Annotated in this window: 23 protein-coding genes; 9 read left to right on the top strand and 14 right to left on the bottom strand. The window is 51.2% G+C overall.

Annotated features, from left to right (window positions below; translation table 11 throughout):
* Window positions 1-117: 117 nt before the first annotated feature.
* Window positions 118-501 carry a hypothetical protein gene (locus MUN82_RS10300; protein WP_245097234.1) on the top strand — a complete coding sequence of 128 codons (384 nt, stop codon included), beginning with the start codon at window positions 118-120 and terminating at the stop codon, window positions 499-501.
* Here the strand turns inward: MUN82_RS10300 and MUN82_RS10295 are convergent, their stop codons facing one another.
* The 6 genes from MUN82_RS10295 to MUN82_RS10270 form a co-directional block, all read right to left on the bottom strand.
* Window positions 502-798, bottom strand: coding sequence for a hypothetical protein (locus MUN82_RS10295; RefSeq protein WP_245097232.1), 297 nt, complete (start codon window positions 796-798; stop codon window positions 502-504).
* 56 nt (window positions 799-854) lie between these two features.
* Complete coding sequence (locus MUN82_RS10290) at window positions 855-1,319, bottom strand: helix-turn-helix domain-containing protein (RefSeq protein WP_245097230.1); 465 nt, start codon at window positions 1,317-1,319, stop codon at window positions 855-857.
* Window positions 1,320-1,361: 42 nt separating this feature from the next.
* On the bottom strand, window positions 1,362-1,664 hold the full coding sequence (locus MUN82_RS10285; RefSeq protein ID WP_245097229.1) for a type II toxin-antitoxin system HigB family toxin: 303 nt from the start codon (window positions 1,662-1,664) through the stop codon (window positions 1,362-1,364).
* Between the two features lie 781 nt (window positions 1,665-2,445).
* Window positions 2,446-4,011, bottom strand: a complete 1,566-nt coding sequence (locus tag MUN82_RS10280) for a hypothetical protein (RefSeq protein ID WP_245097227.1) — start codon at window positions 4,009-4,011, stop codon at window positions 2,446-2,448.
* Window positions 4,012-4,543: 532 nt separating this feature from the next.
* Complete coding sequence (locus MUN82_RS10275; RefSeq protein WP_245097225.1) at window positions 4,544-5,977, bottom strand: phage integrase SAM-like domain-containing protein; 1,434 nt, start codon at window positions 5,975-5,977, stop codon at window positions 4,544-4,546.
* Between the two features lie 326 nt (window positions 5,978-6,303).
* Entirely contained in the window at window positions 6,304-6,738 is a 435-nt protein-coding gene (locus MUN82_RS10270; protein ID WP_245097224.1) for a hypothetical protein, read from the bottom strand.
* Window positions 6,739-6,852: 114 nt separating this feature from the next.
* Here MUN82_RS10270 and MUN82_RS10265 point away from each other — a divergent pair, with 114 nt between their 5' ends.
* Complete coding sequence (locus MUN82_RS10265) at window positions 6,853-7,587, top strand: class I SAM-dependent methyltransferase (RefSeq protein WP_245097222.1); 735 nt, start codon at window positions 6,853-6,855, stop codon at window positions 7,585-7,587.
* Between the two features lie 176 nt (window positions 7,588-7,763).
* On the opposite strand, the gene MUN82_RS10260 is transcribed toward MUN82_RS10265, so the two are convergent.
* A complete protein-coding gene (locus MUN82_RS10260) occupies window positions 7,764-8,963 on the bottom strand; it encodes an anhydro-N-acetylmuramic acid kinase (protein WP_245097221.1) in 1,200 nt (399 codons plus the stop codon).
* Window positions 8,964-9,215: 252 nt separating this feature from the next.
* Here MUN82_RS10260 and MUN82_RS10255 point away from each other — a divergent pair, with 252 nt between their 5' ends.
* The 5 genes from MUN82_RS10255 to MUN82_RS10235 all read left to right on the top strand — a co-directional run bounded on the left by MUN82_RS10255 (window position 9,216) and on the right by MUN82_RS10235 (window position 12,411).
* The gene (locus MUN82_RS10255; protein ID WP_245097219.1) at window positions 9,216-9,923 is read left to right on the top strand and encodes a TonB-dependent receptor plug domain-containing protein; all 708 of its coding nucleotides are present in this window, start codon (window positions 9,216-9,218) and stop codon (window positions 9,921-9,923) included.
* Between the two features lie 152 nt (window positions 9,924-10,075).
* Window positions 10,076-10,636 (top strand): hypothetical protein, encoded by a 561-nt coding sequence (locus MUN82_RS10250; RefSeq protein WP_245097217.1) that lies wholly within the window; start codon window positions 10,076-10,078, stop codon window positions 10,634-10,636.
* 28 nt (window positions 10,637-10,664) lie between these two features.
* Window positions 10,665-10,919, top strand: a complete 255-nt coding sequence (locus tag MUN82_RS10245) for a hypothetical protein (protein ID WP_245097216.1) — start codon at window positions 10,665-10,667, stop codon at window positions 10,917-10,919.
* Window positions 10,873-11,832: a RagB/SusD family nutrient uptake outer membrane protein gene (locus MUN82_RS10240; RefSeq protein ID WP_245097214.1), complete on the top strand. Its 960-nt coding sequence runs from the start codon at window positions 10,873-10,875 to the stop codon at window positions 11,830-11,832. Before MUN82_RS10245 ends, MUN82_RS10240 begins: the two co-directional genes overlap by 47 nt.
* Before the next feature lie 129 nt (window positions 11,833-11,961).
* Entirely contained in the window at window positions 11,962-12,411 is a 450-nt protein-coding gene (locus MUN82_RS10235) for an acyl-CoA thioesterase (RefSeq protein WP_245097213.1), read from the top strand.
* A 139-nt stretch (window positions 12,412-12,550) separates the two neighbouring features.
* Here the strand turns inward: MUN82_RS10235 and MUN82_RS10230 are convergent, their stop codons facing one another.
* The 4 genes from MUN82_RS10230 to MUN82_RS10215 all read right to left on the bottom strand — a co-directional run bounded on the left by MUN82_RS10230 (window position 12,551) and on the right by MUN82_RS10215 (window position 15,528).
* On the bottom strand, window positions 12,551-13,090 hold the full coding sequence (locus MUN82_RS10230) for a DinB family protein (protein ID WP_245097211.1): 540 nt from the start codon (window positions 13,088-13,090) through the stop codon (window positions 12,551-12,553).
* Window positions 13,091-13,226: 136 nt separating this feature from the next.
* A complete protein-coding gene (locus MUN82_RS10225; protein ID WP_219158344.1) occupies window positions 13,227-14,210 on the bottom strand; it encodes a pyruvate dehydrogenase complex E1 component subunit beta in 984 nt (327 codons plus the stop codon).
* Window positions 14,211-14,392: 182 nt separating this feature from the next.
* Window positions 14,393-14,821, bottom strand: a complete 429-nt coding sequence (locus tag MUN82_RS10220) for a hypothetical protein (RefSeq protein WP_245097209.1) — start codon at window positions 14,819-14,821, stop codon at window positions 14,393-14,395.
* An 86-nt stretch (window positions 14,822-14,907) separates the two neighbouring features.
* Complete coding sequence (locus MUN82_RS10215; RefSeq protein ID WP_245097207.1) at window positions 14,908-15,528, bottom strand: TetR/AcrR family transcriptional regulator; 621 nt, start codon at window positions 15,526-15,528, stop codon at window positions 14,908-14,910.
* 117 nt (window positions 15,529-15,645) lie between these two features.
* On the opposite strand from MUN82_RS10215, the gene MUN82_RS10210 reads away from it, so the two are divergent.
* Window positions 15,646-16,659: a Rossmann-fold NAD(P)-binding domain-containing protein gene (locus MUN82_RS10210; protein WP_245097205.1), complete on the top strand. Its 1,014-nt coding sequence runs from the start codon at window positions 15,646-15,648 to the stop codon at window positions 16,657-16,659.
* Between the two features lie 244 nt (window positions 16,660-16,903).
* Here MUN82_RS10210 and MUN82_RS10205 read toward each other — a convergent pair whose 3' ends face one another.
* A complete protein-coding gene (locus tag MUN82_RS10205; protein WP_245097203.1) occupies window positions 16,904-18,631 on the bottom strand; it encodes a tetratricopeptide repeat protein in 1,728 nt (575 codons plus the stop codon).
* A gap of 241 nt (window positions 18,632-18,872) precedes the next feature.
* On the opposite strand from MUN82_RS10205, the gene MUN82_RS10200 reads away from it, so the two are divergent.
* On the top strand, window positions 18,873-19,091 hold the full coding sequence (locus MUN82_RS10200) for a PspC domain-containing protein (RefSeq protein WP_185283241.1): 219 nt from the start codon (window positions 18,873-18,875) through the stop codon (window positions 19,089-19,091).
* Between the two features lie 111 nt (window positions 19,092-19,202).
* Here the strand turns inward: MUN82_RS10200 and MUN82_RS10195 are convergent, their stop codons facing one another.
* Both MUN82_RS10195 and MUN82_RS10190 read right to left on the bottom strand, forming a co-directional pair.
* A complete protein-coding gene (locus tag MUN82_RS10195; protein ID WP_245097201.1) occupies window positions 19,203-20,294 on the bottom strand; it encodes a glycosyltransferase family 2 protein in 1,092 nt (363 codons plus the stop codon).
* Window positions 20,284-20,619, bottom strand: coding sequence for a YbaB/EbfC family nucleoid-associated protein (locus MUN82_RS10190; RefSeq protein ID WP_245097199.1), 336 nt, complete (start codon window positions 20,617-20,619; stop codon window positions 20,284-20,286). The genes MUN82_RS10195 and MUN82_RS10190 overlap by 11 nt, the downstream gene beginning before the upstream one ends.
* Between the last annotated feature and the right edge of the window lie 611 nt (window positions 20,620-21,230).

Below are 21,230 nucleotides of genomic sequence, written 5' to 3'. Positions count from 1 at the left end.
TTGATTTCATTTAAAGCAACGAAAATAAAAATTCAGTATCACAAGTATAGCATATCTTTATTTTATGATATACGTTTGTAACATAGTCCTGTCACTATTCGGGATAACTATAATATTATGGACGTAGAAAAACTATGTGAACAGTATAATTACCTTATACTGACGGTAATCTTCTCGGATGAAGAGTACAAACGTTTAAAACATTTGCACCACATCGTAACTGAGTATGCAGCATCTTGGAAAAGCAAGGCCAATACGGACTTACAGCCCTTCACCTTTGGTGCTATATACAACTTAGAGACACTGGGAATAGCATTTGAACACTATGATACATTAACAGGTGATAGACAAATAAATCTTGAGGGATTAGCTGTAGCCCTATTGCTGAACCCAGGGTTTATCTTCTCACGTGGTAACTATGAATTCATGAGACATGGAGACACACTGAAGCTAAAAGAGAGGCTGAAGAAACTCTATGATGCAGCGAGTAGAGAAGTCTAGCTATTCTGTTTTGGTAAGTCTGATTGTTAATCTGTAGAAAATGCCTTTTCGGATGATACTGGGTAGCTGATAGTAACCTTTGTTCTCAAGATGCTTCTTCACTGTTTCAATCCTCTCTATATCGAGTACCTGATATCCTTTGCTTCCTAGCATACTTGAATCTTGCTGCACTCTAGTAAAGACATCTTCAAGGGTACTGTAAGTCTCTTCTACACCATCATGAAAGGTGTAATTAAAAGCATCAGGTATATCACTTAGATAGTGATACTCATTATTACTGTACTGGTACGTAGGCATGATGGAGTAACTGAAGTGTAGGTATATGGAAAAGCCCCTTGATAGGGGCTTTTCTTTTATAATGGTTTGCGTAGGTAATCCCACTCTGAATGTGAAGGTTGAGTTAGTTGCATACCCTTCACGTTCTTTTCTAAGAGTTCTGCATTAGTAGTGAGTTCTAAGATTATGTTACCGTCTATACCTAGAATCACATGTATCTTCTTAGCTAAATCAATATTCAATTCTCTCTTTCCTCTCATGAACTCACTTAGGCGTGTTTCTGTGATTTCAAGTGCCTTTGCTAAAGCACGTTGATTCATCCTACGCTTATACATTTCTACTTCTAATATGCCTTGTAATGTTCGGGGCGGTTCTGGTGTATGCCCTTGTGACTCTTCATATTTTACTACTGCATCTCCAATTTCATTTATTCTATCTTCATTCTTTCCATTTTCATTATCCTTTTCTAAAGCTATCATCTGGGCAATAGCTTGTCGATGTTCAGTGTCATTCGTGATGTTGTAGGAAAGTGCGGCTTCCATGATGTTGAGAGTTAAGATGTGAACTGACTGAATGTTATGCTATTACATCTCTAAAATCTGCTTTCTAGAGAGTTTGTCATATTCCTTATGAGTGAGTATAGCCCGTAGGTATACACGTCTGCTAGGGAGGAAAATCAAGGCTATTATCCGATACTTATTACCCCCAACGTTGAACACATAATGATTGTCGCCAATCAAGTCTACAGTATTGAAGGTATCCTTCATATCCTGAAACGTTGACCAATCAGCAGCATCTACGATAGCGTACCATGTACGTAAAACTTCTGCTGATTCAGGGTATCGGGCAATGAAGGCATTGATGATGCTTCTGCTAATGGTACGCATAGATGCAGGGTGAAAGGAAACAGAGAGTTGATACAATAAAGATAGCTAATAACTTACATAAATCGAAATTATACTTACATAATTTGTAAGTATCGGTTTCTGTCAGGTTGGCAGCTATGGTAGTTACAGTGGTTGCTTTGATTTCACTCTTGTTTGTACTCTTCCATGAGTGGCCGTATAACCAATATTATGTTAATCAACTTTTCCAAGATTTGCCACTAGGGTAGGGGACATGACAAACTGACTTCAAAGCACTCTATCTGACTTTTGCAAGTAGCACCCAAAAGAAAAAGCCCCTGGGTAGGGGCCTATCTTAATCATGGTACACTGCCTTACTATCTGGTGTGCTTGGTGTAGAGAGGTAGCGTAGTAGCTGGTGTATCTTCTCTGTTAGCTGTTGGATACTATCTGTGTTGCTTCTCAATTGCTTCAGGATATCATCTGTAGTAGGCGCTTCACCCACTTTAGGCGTTGCTTTGATTGCTGCTAGGATTTGTTCACCTGTAGTAGAGGTGTAGTTAATAGTAGTGCCGTGTGTAGGTAGGTTTTTCATATTTTGTTTCTATATTCTTAAATACTCTCTATTGGGCCTTTAGACATAATTACTATCTGGGTTTCTCTCAACTTCTGCACTATAGACGCATTACTTTAGAAGTCACTCTATTATGTCCCCCTATAGTGGCTGTATGGGGTTCCTTTAACTAAGTATTTAGTTATATCGTCGGTATTGAATTAGGGTATAGTGTAATAAGATGTTATAAGTAATTGTATATCAGTATAGTTAAGAGGCTAAAAGTAGTTCTTCATAGCAGTATTCATCAGATAGTAAATAAATCGAAAGGATATCATCAAAATCATTGTAGTTGATAGATAGTAACCCCATTTCAATAGGGGCTATAGATGCTTCAAATTTCTCTTCTGCGAGTACTTCAGCTTTTATTGAGGGTGCAACACCGATAGCATCCGTAAAGGCTTCTAACATCAGATTCTTCACAGTCTCAACATCACTTTCAAGTACTATTACACTATCATGGATGGTATTATGGTAGATACCTTGTTTCTGAAGTTTCTTAGAGATGGTTTTAAGGATAATGCTAGCTTCCTTTCTCTGCATGAGGATTGCTAGATACTTATAGTTTACTGCTTTGTTTTCATGAATAACCCGGTACACATTGGGGAAATCTTGCATGAAGAGTTTGCCAGCTTTGCTATTCTCACTATGTTGATTTTTGCAGAAGAATAGATTAGCGAAGAACTTTATTTTGAATGTTCTTCTTTGTGTTTCCTCTACCTGTAATCGATTCATTATCTCTTCGTAGATAGTCCCAACAGCACACAGGTTGATATATTCCTGTACATCTTCTGGTAATACCGTAGAAGCCTTGTAATAGTCTTTTAGGATAGCTGCAAAAATGAAGGGCTGACTATTACGGATATCCAAGTTCACTAACTTCTCAGTTGAACTATGGTGATAGAGGAATTGACGTAGGTCCGTAGATAGGCTGGTTAGATTCGTATAGATTCTACTTTCTGTGTCTGGTTGTTCTAGAAAGAATTGCTTGTTTTTAATCTTGCTGATTGACATTACATCTGTATCATACTGATTGTATGCAGATTCTATGAGGATATCAAACGCTGTAAGTCCTTTATTATCATTGCGTTGTAGCTTGCTTTTTAACAAGTGTACCAGAGTAAGAGAGTAGGTAGGATGGGAAAGAAGAGAGATATCTTTACATACCTTACTGTACATCTTATCCTCTACAGTAGTAGTAGATAATACATCTATGTTATCATACAGAAACGATATAGTAGTATCTAGCTTAGTATCTACATAAGTAATAGCTTTATCAACATCTATACATAACTTCTTTAGATTAGAGTATGTAGTATTTCTAGTGTACTTCTTTACATATTCTTTGTGTTGGGCATCTAGCTTTTTACCCATCACTTCTACCTTGAAAATATCACGTAGAATAGACTTTGAAACGTAGCTGGGGTGAATCCTATACCCGAAACTTTTAGTGCCTCTGATGAAGTGATTATCACACTGTATAATATTCCATTGAAGTAGGTTAGCCCGTACTTCATCTGCATATCTCTTACCTAAGAAGTCTCTCAATTTCTCCCAATTCAGGCATACGTAATCATCATTTTTGATGCTACGATTGAAAACACGTGTTTCTACAATCTTTGAGATGAAGTAGGCGTATTTGTCTTGATGGTCGTTTATGTAACGCTGTAGCTTGTTTTCTGCCTTATCAGCAGCAAGGTTAGGGAAGGTGATGTTATCCCGTAGTAGTTTATTGATATCTATCTTCGAAGGGATAGAGAATTGATGTTGAATCATTGTTTGTTCGTTATCTTCTAATTTTAGTTATATTCAGATACCACTCTGACTGTTCGTAGGGGTGGTATGAAAGGGTAAGCACGAACAACACTTACCCTTTCCCCTGCCTGTTTCACCCAATGGGGAAAGCTTATCAGGCTGCTTACTTATCTAAATAGTCGGGTAGTGTATGAAATCCACTTTTACCCGAAAATATTTTATATCTAAGTGAACAAACATACCCTCACTTCATGCTTCAGCGAAAGGGTAGAACATGAAAAAACCCCAACTTTTGATTGGGGTGTGTAATAATTATTTATGTTTTTACCGTTCTAAAGTGTTGACTATATGTATGTTATAATCAATATTTTTGCAAGTGTACCAGAGTAAGAGAAGAGAACATACCAGAACATATAGAGATACTAGTACTACCTATACAGTAGTAAGTATAGAGTAGATAATATAGTAGTGTAGAGTGTATATAGAGATAATAAGTAAAGAATAACAATCGTTGAACTTAGTATAAGCGTTTTAAGCGAAATGATAAAACCGACTAAAAGTTATCATCAAGTGTGTGGAATAGCTGCATGGGGTTAGTTTGTGTTTGCTTCACCTTGCTTGCATATAGCATCAATGTATTAACTTCCAAGTGTCCCGTACAACCTGAAATTTCTGGGATAGTCCAACCTGACTGAAAAGCGAAGTTGATAAAGGTTCTACGGCCTGTATGTGCCCCTATTTCTTTAAAGTACTTATTCTTATCAGTATGCTTAGTTTGTCCTATGTAGTAATGCCTGTTTACTACATGTTGGAAGGATGGTATATCTTCACAGAATTCACGTAGTAAGTCCCTGAAATAATAGTCTTCAATTTTCTTAAACTTATAATCATTCCTCACTAAGATAGACTTAACCAAAGGGGTTAAAGGTATCTGTATTTCAACATCATATTTAGTCGTTTTGCTGGGCCTCAGCACTATCTTTTCAGTCTTCTTACCCTCTGCACCATTTGTGGTTTGGATAGTGTCTCTGAAGTCTTCAAAACAATCAATGAATCTCAGTGATGTGCCACACATGAACATCATAATATCTTTAATACGTTGCCAATTTTTCTGCACAACTCTACCTGGGATTTTGTCATAAATTTTAGCTTCTTTCTTATGATTCCAAAAGTCTACTAATTGTTGGGGACTGAAGTACAGAACCTCATTCTGATAAAGAGGTAATTTGAACTTGTATTGTTTATAAGATTGGGATAAACCTAGTTCAATTCCATAATAGTTAAGAATACCTTTCGTCTTACTAGTATAGTTTTCTATGGTGCTATTAGAGTGTTGTAGCTTAATCATGTAATCTTCAATTTCATACATTACACGTCTATCTACATCAGTAATTTTTAGCTTCTTATTGTACCCATTCAATATCTTGATGATAGCGTAATAACTGTTCCTAGTATTGTTCTTATGGTTGTTTTTCTTTTCCTCTAAGTACTTTTCAATGTAGGATACCAACAGTTGTGATTTATCACTTCTGGTGATGTTACCAGTTAGTTCAGCTAGCCTACGTTCGTGAAGTGCTATAGCCTCTTTTCTTTCGCTTATCTCTTTTTCAAGTTTGCTGATAGCTTTAGTGCCTTGATTGATTCTTTGGTTCTTAGCGTACTCATCTGGTTTGGCTAGTAATTCAGCCATTCTACGGTCACTGGTGATACGTTCGTACTCTTCTCTGATACTGGTGCTGGTTATCTCATCACCACGCTTCAGGATGATATCATGGGCTTTCTGAAGGTCACTCCCAATCTTAGCTACCAACTCATTCAGGGCAATTGCCTTTTCACCTACTATCTTTCCCTTCTGTAATTCCTCTACCTTGATGCTTTCCGATGTGCTTACCACTACTTCTACCTTGCCATGTCGGAACATTACCCGTAGTGGGTTATCTTCTTTCTTTTTATTCCGAATTTTCAGCACAGGTGTTATGGTAGCCATGATTTTAGCAGTTGTAGTAGGTAATGCTAAAATACTAAAGCTTCAGGAAACATGGTCCGGATTTTTTACAAACATGGTCCGGATTCTAAAAAATAAAGTGCCTCAATTCAATCAGAAAGGGGATTTTAGGAAATTACCCGTTTTGGTTGTGGGAAAGAGCGGAGCCGTTGGTTCCGCTTTTTTTATGTCTAATCGGGTGGTTTCCCGAAATGAGATTCTGCCTGGGGTAGAAACGTAAAGGCCCCGCCGCTCTTGTAGATGATACAGGAGCGGCGGGGCCTTTACGTGCAGATGCGGCTGGCTAGCGGGGTAGGGAAAGAAGGCGTTTAATGCACAATGCGCAACTCATATTCTGGCGCATCAGCCGGCGAAGAAGGAATACGGAATGCCCCGGCACGGCTGGGACCATACCCAAGATTAACTTTGATAAACTCGTCGCGCACGGGGAGCAAGTCGATTATCTGGCGGCGCAAAGCTTCTATGTCCGCGCGCATAGTATCCAGTTGCTGCGTTACCTCGTCGGTGGCCTGATCGAAGCTGCCAGTGGCGGGGCGCTGGGCGAAAAGGTCGTCGGTTTTGGAGGAGGCAGCGTGGTCAACGGGCAGATTGGTTGCCTGCGTAGCAGCCCGTCGATAGTCCTGCTCGGCTTCGAGGTAGGCGTTTAGCTTTTCTTCGAGGGGTAGCAGATCGGGATTCAGATAGTCGAGGTTGCTGGCCATGGCCGAAGGAATGTAAGGTAGGAGTGAATGTACGTAGGGCAAACGCAACGCGCCCGCCGAAGGATACAGCAACCCATAAAAGAGCTGTTTACTCGCGCAATGCGGCGTAACTTGCAGCCTAAACCAGGGTAGTTCCTCTGTCTTTCGCTTGCTCGTATGCCTTCTTCTCCTTCTGTCGCCCACGACCCCATGGGGCACGCCCTGCTCGACTTTCACCACGGCCACGCATCGGCCACGCTCACGGTGCACAGCAATGTGGCCGAGGATGAGCCCCTGCCGGCCAGTTACTTGTTTCGTACCCTGTGGGAAATGCCTGAGCTGGAGCGCACTGCTTTAGAGGCCTGCCAGGGTAGGGTGCTGGACGTGGGCGCCGGTGCCGGTGCCCATGCGCTGGAACTGCAACAGCGCGGCTACACGGTGAAGGCCCTGGATGTTTCGCCTGGTGCGGTGCAGGTAATGCAGCAGCGTGGCGTGCAGCAGGTAGCCTGTCATGACCTGTTCGACCCCATTCTCCACAACGACCAGCCTTACGATACCATTCTGATGCTGATGAACGGCCTGGGCCTAGTAGGTACCCTTGATGGCCTCGAAAAATTTCTGGTGCACGCCCGCGGCCTGCTAGCGCCGGGCGGGCAGATACTAGCCACCTCCGCCGACATAGCCTACCTCTACGAGGACGAAGAAGGCGCTCTGGTCCTCAACCTCAATGGCCCCTACTACGGCGAGGTAGAATACCGCATGAGCTACAAAGAGGAAACCGGCGCACCCTTCCACTGGCTGTTCGCCGATGCCAGCATCCTACAAGACTACGCCGAAGCTGCCGGCTACACCGTCGAATTCCTGGACCACGATGAGCAAGACCAGTACCTCGTGCGCCTCACGCTATTGTAAGTGGTGAGATAGTGAAATGGTGAGATGGTGAGTAAAAATACGGCTGTCATCCTGAGCAGCGCGAAGGACCTTCTCACGGCAGAACGATAAGCGTACCAACGACTCCTTTTTCGGGCATAAGGTCCTTCGCAAGCAGACGCCGGATGAAGGATGACAGCCGTTTTTTACTCACCATCTCACCGCGCAAAGGAAATCTTGCCCATACTCACGGCTGGGTTACCAGGCTGGCCGCCCTGGAAGGTTTCGGGTGTGCCGGCTAGGGCTTCGTTGGCAAGCACGGCGAAGAGTACGGCCTCTTTGGCATCGGGTAAAACACCCAATTCGTCGGTGGTAGTGAAGCGGCAGTGAGGGAGGCGCTGGCTTAGGGCGGCCATCAGCACAGGGTTGTGCATGCCGCCGCCACTTGCGTATACCGTGAGGTGCGGAATGGGGAAGCAACGCTCCAGCGCCCGCACGATACCCTCGGCACTGAACTGCGTGAGAGTGGCCAGCAAATCGTACGGCGGCAGGGTAGGGCAGCCGCTACGCTGCTGCGCCCGCCGCACATATTCCTTATTAAATAGCTCCGGACCGGTAGTTTTAGGAAAATCAGCCTGAAAGAAAGGATGGTCGAGGAGGGCAGTGAGCAAGGCCTGGTGCACTTGGCCCTGGGTAGCCAGCGCGCCGTCGGCGTCGTAGCTGAGGGGTGGGAAGTAGTGCTGCGTGAAGGCATCGAGCAGGGTGTTGCCGGGACCAACATCGGTGGAGAAGATGCCGGCCAGCTCTCGGGAGCCGGGTAGGTAGGTGAAGTTGGCAATGCCGCCCATATTCAGTAGAATGCGGTCTTCGTTTTCTTTCGAGAATAGAAGGTAGTCGCCATACACAGCCAGTGGAGCACCTTCGCCGCCCGCTGCCAAATGTTTCTGCCGGAAGTCGCTGAGGGTGAGAATGCCCGTGCGTACGGCCACATGGTCGCCGTCGCCGAGCTGGAGGGTAGCGTTCGGGAAATTGGGGCGGCCGTGCTGGTGGCTGGGCGCGTGGTACACGGTCTGGCCGTGGCTGGCAATGCAATCAACTTCGTGGGGTGCTACCTGCCACTGGCGCAGGCAGTCCAAGACCATATCGGCGTGCAAGTGGCCAATCCAGGGATTGAGTAGGCAGAGTTGCTCGAAGCTGATATCGGCTTTGGCAAACACCTGCCGGATTTCGTTTTTCACCTCCTCGGGGTAGGGTACTGTGTGGAAGCGCTCTACCTGCACCCGCGTATGCAAGCCGCTTCCCTCGCACCGGCACAAGGCCACGTCCAGCCCATCGAGCGAAGTACCCGACATTAGGCCAATGATACGGCGCGCGGGCTGTTGCGCTATGCGGACGAGGTGGAGCAGGTTGGGATTCATAAAAAAGGAGGAAACTGGTATCAGGAAAGTGCTACAAGAAAAGACAAAACCGCTTACATTGAGCTACTAACTGGTAATGTGCGCAACAAACACTGTGGGCACATGCGGCCGGTTTATGCTTCTTTTCACCCTAACTTTTTGTAGTGCATGAGTAAACTCTACGCATCCTTTTCTGAGCATCTGGGTAGGCCGCCCCGTGGGGCTGCCGGTTGGTAGCTGCTGGCGTTCGGCAACTACGACCTGCGGGCCGCTGTGGCGCCGGACACCTATCAGCTGGTTGTCAGCTCGGAAGGCTACGCCAATAGCACGCAAACCATCACGCTGGGCAACAACCCCACTATGACGGCCAACGTGCAGCTGCGGCAGGACCTGATTGGCTTGAAAGAGGTAGTGGTAACGGGTAACTCGGTGGCTACCAGCAAGCAGCAGCTCGGCAACGCCATCAGTACGGTAGGCAGCCGCGAGTTGACCGCCGGTGCCCCTACCCAAATAGACCAGGCCTTGCAGGGGAAGATATCGGGCGCACAGATTTCGCAGAACTCGGGCAATCCGGCCGGGGGCATTTCGGTGCGTCTGCGCGGCACTAGTACCATCGTGGGTTCGTCGGAACCGCTGTATTTGGTGGATACCGTTATCATCAACAACGACTCGCCCGAGTTACTGGATCTAGGCGGCTACGCCCAAAACCGCCTGGCCGATATCAACCCCAACGACATTGAGCGCATCGAGGTCATTAAGGGTGCGGCGGCAGCGGCCATTTATAGCTCGCGGGCGGCCAACGGGGTGGTGCAGATCTTCACGAAGCGCGGCAAGGAAGGCAAGCCTTCTGTCACGGTTTCCAGCGAGTTTATCGTGTCGAAGCTGCGCAATAAGCTGGACTACAATCAGTACCCACTCCGATTTGCCAATACCACCGCTACCGACCTGACGCAGGTACCCGCAGAGCGCTATGACTACTAGGATAAGATTTTCCGGACGGCCGTGGGCACGGAAAATTACGCCTCGGTATCCGGCGGCAGTCAGAACACAAAGTATACGCTGTCGGGCTCCTATTTTAAAAACAGGGCATCATCGACGCTACCGATTTCAACCGTAATACCGGCCGCCTGCGCTTGCAGCAGACTCTTACCAACTGGGCCAGTGTGTCGGGTGGGGCCAGCTACACCCTTAGTACCAGCAACGAGGTGCCCAATGGTGGCATCAACGAGGCCTACGGAGCCCTCACAGGCTTTATCTTCAGCAACAACTTCATCAACCCACGGCCCAACGAGGCCACGGGCGTCTACCCTAGCACTACGCCTACCAGTATCGTGACGCGCACCAACCCGCTGCAGGCCATCAACCGCTTCAAATTCCAGCAGCGCACCTCGCGCCTGATTGGCGACGTTCAGCTGAATTTGACGCCGTTTGAGGGCTTCACGATAGACAACGTGTTCGGTTTTGATACCTACACCCAGATTGGCACGGCCTTTATTCCGCCCGGCAACACCACGCCTACCTACGCGGCCGGCTATGCCTGCCGTGGGGACCAAACGGTGCTGCAGTACAACAACGACCTGACGCTGGGCTACCGCCGTACCTTCCTGACTGGCTGGAATCGACTACCTCGCTGGGCGGCACCTAGCAGTTTGACCGCACGCTGCTCACCAACATTGCCTCGCAACAGCTGGTAACGGGGGTAGAAACTTCAACGGCACCTACTTGGCCAATGACTACCGGGCCGAGCGCCGCATAGAAGGCTATTTCTTGCAGCAAACCTTTGGCCTGGGGCAGCGTGTGTACCTCACCGGCGCCATCCGCTTCGATGCCGCCTCGCCTTTTTACGACAATATCAACCAGGACCGCAACTGGCAGCGCTACCTCAAAGCCAGCGGCTCCTACCAGCTGTCGGAGGAAAAATTCTGGAAGGATGGTCGCCTGGTACGCCACCCGCGACGCCGTACTGGCTCATGCTAACCTATTTAAAGCCATTGCGCTGGGTACGCTGGCCCAATACTTCGAACAGGCCCCCGTCAACTCCGACCGTTCGGGGCAGGCCACGTTTGTGCCGCGCGCACAGCTGCTGGCCGAGGCCATCCGCTTGCTCAATGAAGCCCAGCAGCTGATTACCACTACCGCGCCCTCGGCCGAGTTTACGACCAAGGTAACGGCCAGTACGCTGGACCTAGCCAACACCATCAATGCCCATCGGGCGCGCTACAACCTAGCCGCCGGCAATTACGCTGAGGCCGCCGCCGCTGCCGCTGTGGTGAATCTGAGTAGCCGCTCAACTTTCCAATACAATCCGCAGAACCCAAACCCCATTTATCAGAGCATTGTGCTGGGACGCAACTTCCGGCCGCGCAACCTCTTTGGAGTGCCCGCCGCACTGGTAAACCGCCGCGATGCGCGCCTGTGCTTCTACCTTACCAACCCAACCGATGTAGTATCGGACCCGGTGCTGGGCCGCGACACGCTGCGTTCCGTGGCAGGTTCCTTCACCACGCAAAGCACCGCCATTCCAGTGTATCTTCCCGATGAGATGCGCCTGATTCAGGCCGAAGCCATTGTGCGCCAGAACGGCGACTTGGCGCAGGCCGTTACGCTCATCAACGCCGTGCGTACCCAGGCCTCCAGCGCCGATGCCTTTGGGGTAGGGGCTAGCCTACCGGCTTACGCCGGCGCCGTTACGGCCGATGCGCTGCTCGCGGAAATCTATCGGCAGCGGGCCGCCGAGCTGTTCATGACCGGCCTGCGCCTGCCCGATAGCCGCCGCCTGAGCCGTCCAATCCCGCTGGCTTTGTTGGTAGAGCGTACGCGCAATTTCTACCCCTACCCGCAGCAGGAGCGTCTCACCAACCCCAACGTGCCCACCGACCCTGCTATTTGATAAAGGGTAGGGGACAGATGCACATTGCAGAAAACAGCCCCGTTGAAAATTCAATGGGGCTGTTTTTTTGAACAACCAGGGTGCTTACGCGTTTTATCCCGCAACATTTCCTGTATCCATCACGCTCTTATGCCCGCCTACGAAAAAACCTACACTGCCCTCTGGGCCGACATGGACCCCAACGGCCACATGCGCCACTCCGCCTACACTGATTACGCCGCCCATACCCGCCTGGAATATTTGTCCGAGGCCGGTTTTACGATGAAGTATTTCACCGAGCACCAGCTAGGACCGATTCTGTTTCGGGAAGACACGCGTTTTCTGCGCGAAGTACGCCTGGGTGAGTCCATTACCGTATCGTCGGAAGTGGCTGGCCTGAACGCCGATGGTTCGCGCTGGCGCATCATTCATACTATTCGCAAACCCGATGGCGTGGTAGCGGCCACCGTCACCGTAGATGGTGCTTGGTTGGATTTGCAGCGTCGTAAGCTCACCGTGCCGCCAGCCGAGCTAGCCGCTGCTATGACTGCCGCTGCCCGCCACGAGAGCTATCAGGATATTGTGAAAGAAGCGAAATAGGGAGAAAAGAACATAAAAATTCAGCTGTCATCCTGAACGCAGTGAAGGACCTTGTCACACCAGAACGAGTCGTTATTATGACCGTCGTTCACACGTGAAAAGGTCCTTCGCTCCACTCAGGATGACAAGCGTCTGCCATTCACAACTTCACCATTTTCTCAATCCGCTCTATCTGCTTTTGATGATGCAGCACGTGGTCGACCATAAAATCCAGCGTTTGAGCGATGGTGAGCATGCCTGAGCGCGGGTGTTTGAAGATGGCACGCCGCATCAGCTGCTCTGGATATTCGTTCAGAATTTGCTCCAGTCGTCGCCGCACGCTGGCCCATTGCTGGCGTAGCTCGGGTAGGGGTGGGGCCGTGATGGGCGTTTTAGCCGTGAGGTAGGCAGGCGTTTGGAAGCGCAGAAACGGTGCTCGTAGCAACACGCGCAGCAACCGGCTGCGCAAGAAATGCCCAAGTCCGGCGTGTTGCAACCCTTCGGCCTCCTGGATTTTCTTCTCCAAGTACTGATTAATACCCGTCTCCGACACCAGCAAATGCTGTACTACCTGCGCTGCAGACCACTTCCCCGATCCTGGCGATTGGTAAGCCCGCTCGCCCAGCGCCTCCGCCGACTGAAGTAGGCGTTCTGTAGCACGTTCCAACTGCTCCAGACGGGTGCTCAGGCGGTAGTTCATAGGTGAAGAGAAAAGAGGGTAGGATAAGAGAAAGCTATTTTTTGCTACGCAAAAGGACCTTATCTCAGTCGAACATAGTGTTCCAGCTGGATAAGGTCCTTCCTGCGTCAGGATGACACGCTTATGAAATGCAATTCTATTTCTCCGCGTACATCACGGATTTGATGGCCTTGATAGCCCGCGACACGTTCGGCAGCGAAGCCTCAATGAGGGTAGGGGCGTAGGGTAGGGGAACGTCGGCGCAGGTGATGCGCTCCACGGGAGCATCGAGATGGTCGAAGGCGCGGCGCTGAATCATGAAGGCGATGTCGGCGCTGATGCTGGCCAGGGGCCAGGCTTCTTCCACAATCACGAGGCGGTGCGTTTTCTTCACCGATTCGATGATGGTATCGTAATCAATAGGACGAACCGAACGCAGGTCGATTACCTCCACATCTACGCCATCTTTGGCCAACTCTTCGGCAGCGCCGAAAGCTACCTTCATCATTTTGCCAAAGCTCACCAGCGTCACGTCCTTGCCTTCGCGCTTCACGGCAGCCTTGCCGATAGGCAGCAGGTACTCTTCTTCAGGTACTTCGCCTTTGTCGCCGTACATCTGCTCCGACTCCATGAAAATCACGGGGTTGGGGTCGCGGATAGCCGATTTCAGCAGGCCTTTGGCGTCATAGGGGTCCGAAGGAACTACCACTTTCAGACCGGGCGTGTTGGCAAACCAGTTCTCAAAGTTCTGGGAGTGCTGCGACGACAGCATGCCCGCGCTACCCGTAGGCCCACGGAACACGATGGGGCAGGAATACTGCCCACCCGACATGGAGTAAATTTTAGCAGCCGAGTTAATCACTTGGTCGATGGCCACCAGCGAGAAGTTGAAGGTCATGAACTCGATGATGGGCAGCAGGCCGTTGGCCGCCGCGCCTACCCCGATACCGGCAAAGCCCAGCTCGGCAATCGGCGTATCAATCACGCGCTCCGGGCCGAACTCGTCGAGCATACCCTGGCTCACTTTGTAGGCGCCGTTGTATTCGGCAACTTCTTCGCCCATCAGAAACACGCGCTCATCGCGCCGCATTTCCTCCGTCATGGCTTCGCGCAGGGCTTCCCGGAATTGAATAGTCCGCATAGACAGTAAATGACAACAATCAGAAAACAGAAAAACCGGCAATATCCGGCCCGTAAAGCTACGACGAGTAGCCGGGTTGGGCAAATCAGATTCGTGCCTACTCGTTTGTCGGCCTGAGTGCATCGAAGGACCTTGAGGGTATACCCATGTTGCGCTTGTGTTACAGGGGTAGGGTGGTAGGCTCAAAGAGTCTCGATAAATAGCTGAGCATTATCAGCATTAAGTTTAATGGCCCATTCACTGTGAAAGCCAATAAGTAAGTCGTAAGTGGAGGGAGCGTTTTGATCAGGGTAAAAGCTGTCAAAATTGTCTTTCTCATCTGGTGGAGACCAGCCAATTTCAGATAAACATTCATCCTCCGATAATGGGTAGGCCGCCTCACGTTCCCTTACTCGCAAGAAGTTGACGTTTGTAAAGACAATCTTGAGAGAGGCAATCTGAACTTGTTTTGCCCATTCTCCTGTCGATTTTGTCCAGAATAGAACTAGGCTTGCAGCCTGAGGTTTATATGCTAATTGGTTGGATAAGAAATCATTATGCAAATCTGCATAGCCTCCATTAGGCCATTCTAGCTCAGTAAAGCTTTTAATCGTAAAGTTTGATAGTTTCATAGAGTAAGCATCTGTTTTTACGGTGTATGTCTACCCTCCGCAGAGTCAGCATTGGCCTTGATTGCTGCTTGCTGCAATACCTACGCTCAGCGTTGAGGCGAAAGCAGGAGGCCGCCCTGTATTAAGGAGGAAAAAGCAGTGGCTGCTTCCAACTCACTACACTGTCCGCTTAGCATCAGCACCGAAAGGGCCTCGCCGGCACCAACTAGCCCCACGCAGCACCGATGTAATGCAACTGGGGCTAAGGAGCTATGAGGAGCCAGAGTGGTGCTAAACAACTGGACGTAACCGGCTAGCAGTTCCTGCTGCACTGCCCCCATTTCTTCGCTGCCTGCCAAAGCTGCCCTTACTGCGTGCCATTCACCCCCTGTGTCGACAGAGCAGTGGATGTAGGCGGTGGCGAGCACATCTGCTGTATCCCGCAGATTTTGCTGAACATATATCAACGCTTCTTGCAATACGTGTAACTGCTGCTCATCTAGTAATTTATAGAGCGCGGTCAACAGCCCCACACGAGTAGCAAAGTGTTCGTATGTAATAGGCTTCGACACGCCGGCCCGAGTTGCTAAATAGCCTAATGTTAAACGGTCAGCGCCTTCCTCCCGAATGATAACAAGCGCGGTAGCAAGCAATTGGTGTCGCCGCTCCTCCTTTGCCAGCCTGCTGGTGGTGCGCTTAGGGGCTTCAGTATCCGAAGAGTGAGTCATAGGTATAATCTCTGCTTACGAAGAGGCTTAATAACCTACTATTAGTAAGTTACTTTTGGTAACTTACTAATAGTAGGTATATTTGTCAAAAGTACTCAATACCTATTTGCATTTTCTATGGTACAAAATCCCATTCTTTTAGTCGGTGGTTCTGGCACCGTTGGCCGCTGGGTAGCCCAGTTGCTTTATGATGCCCATCCAGAAGTGCCTCTGCTATTGGGCGGCCGTGACCTGGCTAAAGCACAGGAAGCTGGAGCCACGCTACCCAGCGCCGAAGGCATTGCACTGGCTCTTGCCGCCGAAGACCTAGGCGTAGGGCAACGCCAAGTGAGTGCCGTAGTGGTTTTATTCACGGACCACCGCCTTGCCGCGCTTCGCTTTGCCCAAGCTCGCGGCATCCCACACGTGAGCATTTCGGCAGGCATCTTCGAGATGGGTCCCGAGGTAGCCACCTACATGCACCAACCGCAGGCGTCCCCCGTTGTTCTAGGTACGGAATGGCTGGTCGGTGCTACTACCGTGCCCACGCTGCAATTTACCCAAGCGTTTGGTCAGGTTCACGCCATTACGATTGGTGCGCTGCTCGATGAGCAAGACGTGACGGGGCCAGCCGGCTACGAAGACTTTGAGCGCCAAACCAAGACTATGCCTGCGGCACTTGTTCGGCGTGATGGGGCTTTTGCCTGGCAAGTAGGTGACGAGGCCAAAAGCTCCTTTCGCGCCGTGGATGGTACCGATCAACAAGCGGACTCGTTCTCCTTTTATGACGTGCTCGGCCTGGCTACGGCGACTGGCGCGCCGAACGTACAGTTTAAGCTAGCGTTTGGTGTGAGTTCCTCCCGCCGCCAGGGAGAGCCCATGTCGACAGAAATCCTCATTGACCTCGCCGGGGAAGACCACGCAGGGCAACCGCTGCGCACCCGGCACGCGGTGGTGCACCCGCAGGGACAAATGCCGTTGACGGCTCTCGGTGTAGTCTTGCTGCTGGAGCGGTTGCTCGGTCTAGACGGCCAGCCTGCGGTTCCGGCGGGGTTATACTTCCCCTATCAACTCCTGGAGCCGCATGCGTACCTGACCCGTCTGCGGCAAATTGGTGGCCAGGTGCTAACGCTAGAAGTATCGCCGGAGTAAAGAGACACTGTTACCCTTTCTCCCTCCCGCAAGCCGCTAACCATACCGTTGGCAATGCGGGGTGCAGGAGCACTGCCCATCCTTGGTCTACTACCATGAGCTGCCAGCGAGTGAACATGCTCTTGTCTGAACATCTGACAAACGTCGTGCAAACGGTAGGACGGATTCTGGGGGAATAGGGATAGGGTTCGTTTGGGGCAGTCGAACAAGAGCAGCAGCAACGACAGGCGCCTGCACGGCGCCCCTACCGTACCGCTTCCAAAAACGCCTTCGACTTGGCTACCTCCGCAAACTCCAAGTCTACCACAGCGCGGTTGGCATAGCTGCGGTCCAGCTGTACGGCTTGGCGGAGCAGGGAGCCTACTGCTGCTTCGTCGTGTTGGCGGGCGGCTACCACAGCCAGACAATAATGAACCAGCGGGGACTGGGGGCGCATCTGCAGCGCTTGCTGGTAGATATCGGCGGCGCCGGGGTAGTTGCCTTTCAGTAGGTAGATGAGCGCCCGGTTCATCGTGTTTTGGTAGGAGATGCCAGAGTAGCCCAGGCTGGCGTAGGCGTCGCTGAGCTGGCCGATTTCGATTTCCAGGGCTGCCTTATCGGCAAAAACCTTTTCCAGTAAGGGGCGCGGTCCTCCCAATTTAATGGCGTAGTCGTAGTTTTGAAGAGCTTCTAGCCGGTCGTTGGCGCGGTGGTAGGCGGTGGCTACGTAGAAAAACTGCTGGGCCGTGGGGTTGCGGTGTGCCGCCAGCGTGAAGTTGACGGCCGCCCGGCGGAGGTAGGCCCGCCGTACTTTATCGGTGGGCTCTTTCTCGGCGCGTTGCAGCAGCACTACGGCCAGGTTGTGGTAGGACTGCCAACTACCCGTAGCCGCCGCTGACGTTTCGTAGATGCGCTGCTTTTCGGCCAGCAAGGGGGTAAGTTGAGCCGAGTAGCGCAGTTCTTCGGGCGTGAGGGCATCCAACTCGGTTTGCTTCTCCACAATTTTCTTGGAGAGTAGGTAGATTTCTGAGTCGTAGCGCTTGGGGGCAGTATAGCGCACGGCCACTGTGCCGAAGCGCATCACCGGGTAGATATACTGCTCGATGTAGTCGAAGTAGCTGAGCTGGTGCAGGCTCTGTTCCTTCTGGGCGTAGCTGCCAGGTGTGTCGTTGATGAGCTGTACTACCGAGTCGATTTGCGCCGGCTTGAGGGCCGAGCTTTGCACCTTGGTCAGAAACAGGTCCCACCGGCGGTGGTAGGCCTGAGTTTCAAAGTCGATATTCTTGACCGAGTTCAGGTAGGAATCTGTGTCGACGCGGTGCTTGTAGTAGTCTAATAATACACGCACGCGCTTGTCGGCCAGGCGCGGGTCGTGGCGGTCGAGGGAGTCGGGCGAGTGGCCGGCGGCAATCATCACCTTTTCGGTGTGCTGGTTGGCCTCAATGAAATCTTCCAGCGCCGCCACGTTGGTACCCAAGTAGTTGCGGATTTTAGCTTGACCCGCATCGAAGAAAAACGGGAGCACCCGCGTGCCACTCATGTTGTTGCTCACCGATTCGGGTAGGAGGGCAATAGCCGTATCCTCGCGCACCACCAGGCGGTCGGTCGTGACGATGCCGCGGGCGGCCACAAAGGATTTGCCCGGCAGCTGCTTGCCGCCCGGCTTCAGCTCACGAACCACCGGCTGCACCACAAGCTCGCCCGGCGACTTGCGCGCCGCATACGGAAACGACAGCTGCCGCCGAATCACCAGCTGGTTTTTCACAGAGTCGTCGTACACGTACTCACCCGAAATGAAGCGTAGCGTTCCTATTGTGTCCTGGTACAGGCCATTGTCGTAGCGGTAAGAAAATTGCAACTGATAGGCGGCGCCCTTGTGTAGGTGCTGGGCGGGTACTTTCGCCGTCACTTCAAACAACACATTTTCGCCGTTGCTTTCTAATACGCTCGGCGCCACGCGCACTTGCTGTCCGGCCTGTGCAACCTTTAGCATCCGGGGCAACGTACAACCCGGTAACACACAGACGGCTACGGTCAGGAAAGCAAGTACAAAGCGCGGCGAGTTTCTCATACGGTGAAGGTAAAGCAGACGAAAGGTCGGTCAACAAACGCAAAAGCCCGCCCAAAGGCTGCGTTTTCGCCCGATTTGCGCTGTTGGGCTTGCAACCTGCGCGAAATAGTGTTATTTTGAATTTCTGCTAGAGTAGTATACACTCTTACTTGAACGAGAAACCATGAGGCGAATTACGGATTTCATCGAAAAGCAGAGCTTCGGCGTTTGCAATGCGCTGGGAAACCGCTTGGGCTTCTCCCGCAGCAGCGTGCGCTTGTCGTTTGTCTACGCGTCCTTTTTTACGTTTGGCTCGCCCATCGTGCTGTACTTCGTGCTGGCGTTCTGGATGAACGTGCGCCAGGCCATGCGTCGGCAGCGCTACACCGTATGGGATTTGTAAGCAGGCCACGTACTAAACAGCATGATCAGAAGGCCCGCGAACCAACTTTCGCGGGCCTTTTGTATTCTATTGTTTGATGCAGTAAAGAGCGCGTCCTCTGTGAAGAAACTACTACGTTTTGTTGAATAATTTTCTGGTGAGTGCCGGAAACGCGCGCTTGCCCTTGGCGAAATAAGCCCACACCAAACTACCCCGATATACACCGGGACGCTCGTCGATGCGTAGCCGGGGCGGAAACTGTTGGCGTCGCTGCCGCCACTGGCGCACGTGACGCACAAAATACCAATGCGCCCGTAGCACGGCTCGGCAGTCGGCTACCTGGCCCTGTGTAAGCAGGCGCAGGGCGGCTACCCAATCAAGTAAAAAGCGTTGCACAAGCACCCCTGGTAGCTCGGCGGACGGAGAGTTTTTGTACACCAGTGCTAGGCCGTTGCGGAAGTTGAGGTAGGTTTTGTGCGGGTTGGATTTGGCCAGCGTGCCGCCACCTACGTGAAATACGGTGCTGCCGCCGTGGTACCATACCTCGTGCCCGGCATTCCAGAGGCGCCAGCACAGGTCAATTTCCTCCATATGGGCAAAATAGGCTGTATCCAACCCACTCATAGCATGCCAGGCTGTGGCGCGCACCAGTAGGCACGCGCCGGTAGCCCAGGCCACAGGGCGCAGGTCGTCGTACTGACCACGGTCGGTTTCGAGCGTATCGAACAGGCGGCCCCGACAGAAGGGGTAGCCCAGGCGGTCGAGGTAGCCGCCGCCGGCCCCCGCGTACTCAAACTGTTGCCGGGTGGCGGCATCAGAGCTGTACTGTCGGATTTTGGGCTGCACGGCGGCTACCTTAGGCTGTTGCTCTAGCAGGGCGCGTAGTGGGGGCAGCCAGCCCGGCGTCACCTCCACATCGGAGTTTAGAAGCACATAGTAGCGAAACGAGGCCGTGGCGTGCAGCTCCTCCAGCGCTTGGTTGTAGCCCTCGCAAAAGCCCAGGTTATGAGCATTTTGGATAAGCCTAACCTGCGGGAAAAAGCGCGTCACCAGGGCCGCCGAGTCGTCGGTAGAGGCGTTGTCGGTTACCACCACCGTAGCGCCGTCGGCGTGGGCCAGCACGGTGGGGAGAAACTGTTCCAGCCAGCGGCGCCCATTCCAATTCAGAATCACCACGGCCACGTCGGCGCACGGGCCGGGTGCGGCGGTAGTATCAGAGGCCAAAGTTGCTCAGGTCGAGGCCGGGCAGGTTGGGTAGCAAGCCCGAGGTTTTACTTTTCAATTCCTGCTTGGCCTGCTCGCCTACCTCCTCCATCACCTTGTTCACGGCAGCCACCACCAGGTCGGCCAGCATATCGCGGTCTTGCGGGGTCAGCAGCGACTCGTCGATTTCCAGCTTCAGCAACCGGCGCTGCCCGTTGGCTGTCGCCTTCACCAGCCCGCCGCCCGACTCGGCAGTGGCGGTCAGGTACTGCAACTCGCTTTGGGCCTGCTGCATTTTCTCTTGCAGCTCTTTCACTTTGCCCATCATGCCCATCATATCAAACATAGTCGTAGAATCTGTGCGTATTCATCGGAAACGCGGTTCTTAAAAGAAATAGTTGGTAGCCAGCAGCAAATAGCAGCGGCTAACACTAGCCGTGCCCATACCAAAGGGGTGGCACGCTAGCAGGGACGCAATTTACGCGAAATGACGTGGGACGTAGCACTTCATCCGCAAAGCCTGTACCGGGCATAGCTACGGTATGTAGCAATATAGGCAGCGGAGCATCGTTTTCAGAGGAGTGCACAAACAGCTTTTTAAGCTTACGGGTGCTGTCTTCGCATATCTACTTCAGAGAACAACGGATGCACAAACAGAAAGTATAGAGCGGCCCGTACAGACAACTGGACGCGACGAGGTAGCAGGCAGAAGATGCATAAAAATTGCACTGTAGCCCGTGGGTGCCAGACTGTACAGCGCCAGGCGCTTTATCGATATAAGCTACTGCAATTATTTGGGTAGGGTATGTGTTTCCATGCGGCCGCAAATGATAGAAGGCAGCATGGTACTCTGCCTAAATGGCTTCAATAGACCAAATTGGGAAGGACACAGTTTATCCTTGGAAAGGCTATAATTGAAAGCGTATTGGCGTAGTTTGTGGATAAAAAAACGCATGG

Origin of the sequence: Hymenobacter aerilatus (genome assembly GCF_022921095.1) — a bacterium.
Lineage (GTDB): Bacteria > Bacteroidota > Bacteroidia > Cytophagales > Hymenobacteraceae > Hymenobacter > Hymenobacter aerilatus.
This window is presented reverse-complemented; position numbering and strand designations above follow the sequence as displayed.

Coding starts and splice junctions, on each gene's coding strand:
- MUN82_RS10300 (WP_245097234.1), top strand. CDS start 118: ATGGACGTAGAAAAACTATGTGAACAGTATAATTACCTTATACTGACG.
- MUN82_RS10295 (WP_245097232.1), bottom strand. CDS start 798: ATGCCTACGTACCAGTACAGTAATAATGAGTATCACTATCTAAGTGAT.
- MUN82_RS10290 (WP_245097230.1), bottom strand. CDS start 1,319: ATGGAAGCCGCACTTTCCTACAACATCACGAATGACACTGAACATCGA.
- MUN82_RS10285 (WP_245097229.1), bottom strand. CDS start 1,664: ATGCGTACCATTAGCAGAAGCATCATCAATGCCTTCATTGCCCGATAC.
- MUN82_RS10280 (WP_245097227.1), bottom strand. CDS start 4,011: ATGATTCAACATCAATTCTCTATCCCTTCGAAGATAGATATCAATAAA.
- MUN82_RS10275 (WP_245097225.1), bottom strand. CDS start 5,977: ATGGCTACCATAACACCTGTGCTGAAAATTCGGAATAAAAAGAAAGAA.
- MUN82_RS10265 (WP_245097222.1), top strand. CDS start 6,853: ATGCCTTCTTCTCCTTCTGTCGCCCACGACCCCATGGGGCACGCCCTG.
- MUN82_RS10260 (WP_245097221.1), bottom strand. CDS start 8,963: ATGAATCCCAACCTGCTCCACCTCGTCCGCATAGCGCAACAGCCCGCG.
- MUN82_RS10240 (WP_245097214.1), top strand. CDS start 10,873: ATGGTCGCCTGGTACGCCACCCGCGACGCCGTACTGGCTCATGCTAAC.
- MUN82_RS10235 (WP_245097213.1), top strand. CDS start 11,962: ATGCCCGCCTACGAAAAAACCTACACTGCCCTCTGGGCCGACATGGAC.
- MUN82_RS10230 (WP_245097211.1), bottom strand. CDS start 13,090: ATGAACTACCGCCTGAGCACCCGTCTGGAGCAGTTGGAACGTGCTACA.
- MUN82_RS10225 (WP_219158344.1), bottom strand. CDS start 14,210: ATGCGGACTATTCAATTCCGGGAAGCCCTGCGCGAAGCCATGACGGAG.
- MUN82_RS10220 (WP_245097209.1), bottom strand. CDS start 14,821: ATGAAACTATCAAACTTTACGATTAAAAGCTTTACTGAGCTAGAATGG.
- MUN82_RS10215 (WP_245097207.1), bottom strand. CDS start 15,528: ATGACTCACTCTTCGGATACTGAAGCCCCTAAGCGCACCACCAGCAGG.
- MUN82_RS10210 (WP_245097205.1), top strand. CDS start 15,646: ATGGTACAAAATCCCATTCTTTTAGTCGGTGGTTCTGGCACCGTTGGC.
- MUN82_RS10205 (WP_245097203.1), bottom strand. CDS start 18,631: ATGCTAAAGGTTGCACAGGCCGGACAGCAAGTGCGCGTGGCGCCGAGC.
- MUN82_RS10200 (WP_185283241.1), top strand. CDS start 18,873: ATGAGGCGAATTACGGATTTCATCGAAAAGCAGAGCTTCGGCGTTTGC.
- MUN82_RS10190 (WP_245097199.1), bottom strand. CDS start 20,619: ATGTTTGATATGATGGGCATGATGGGCAAAGTGAAAGAGCTGCAAGAG.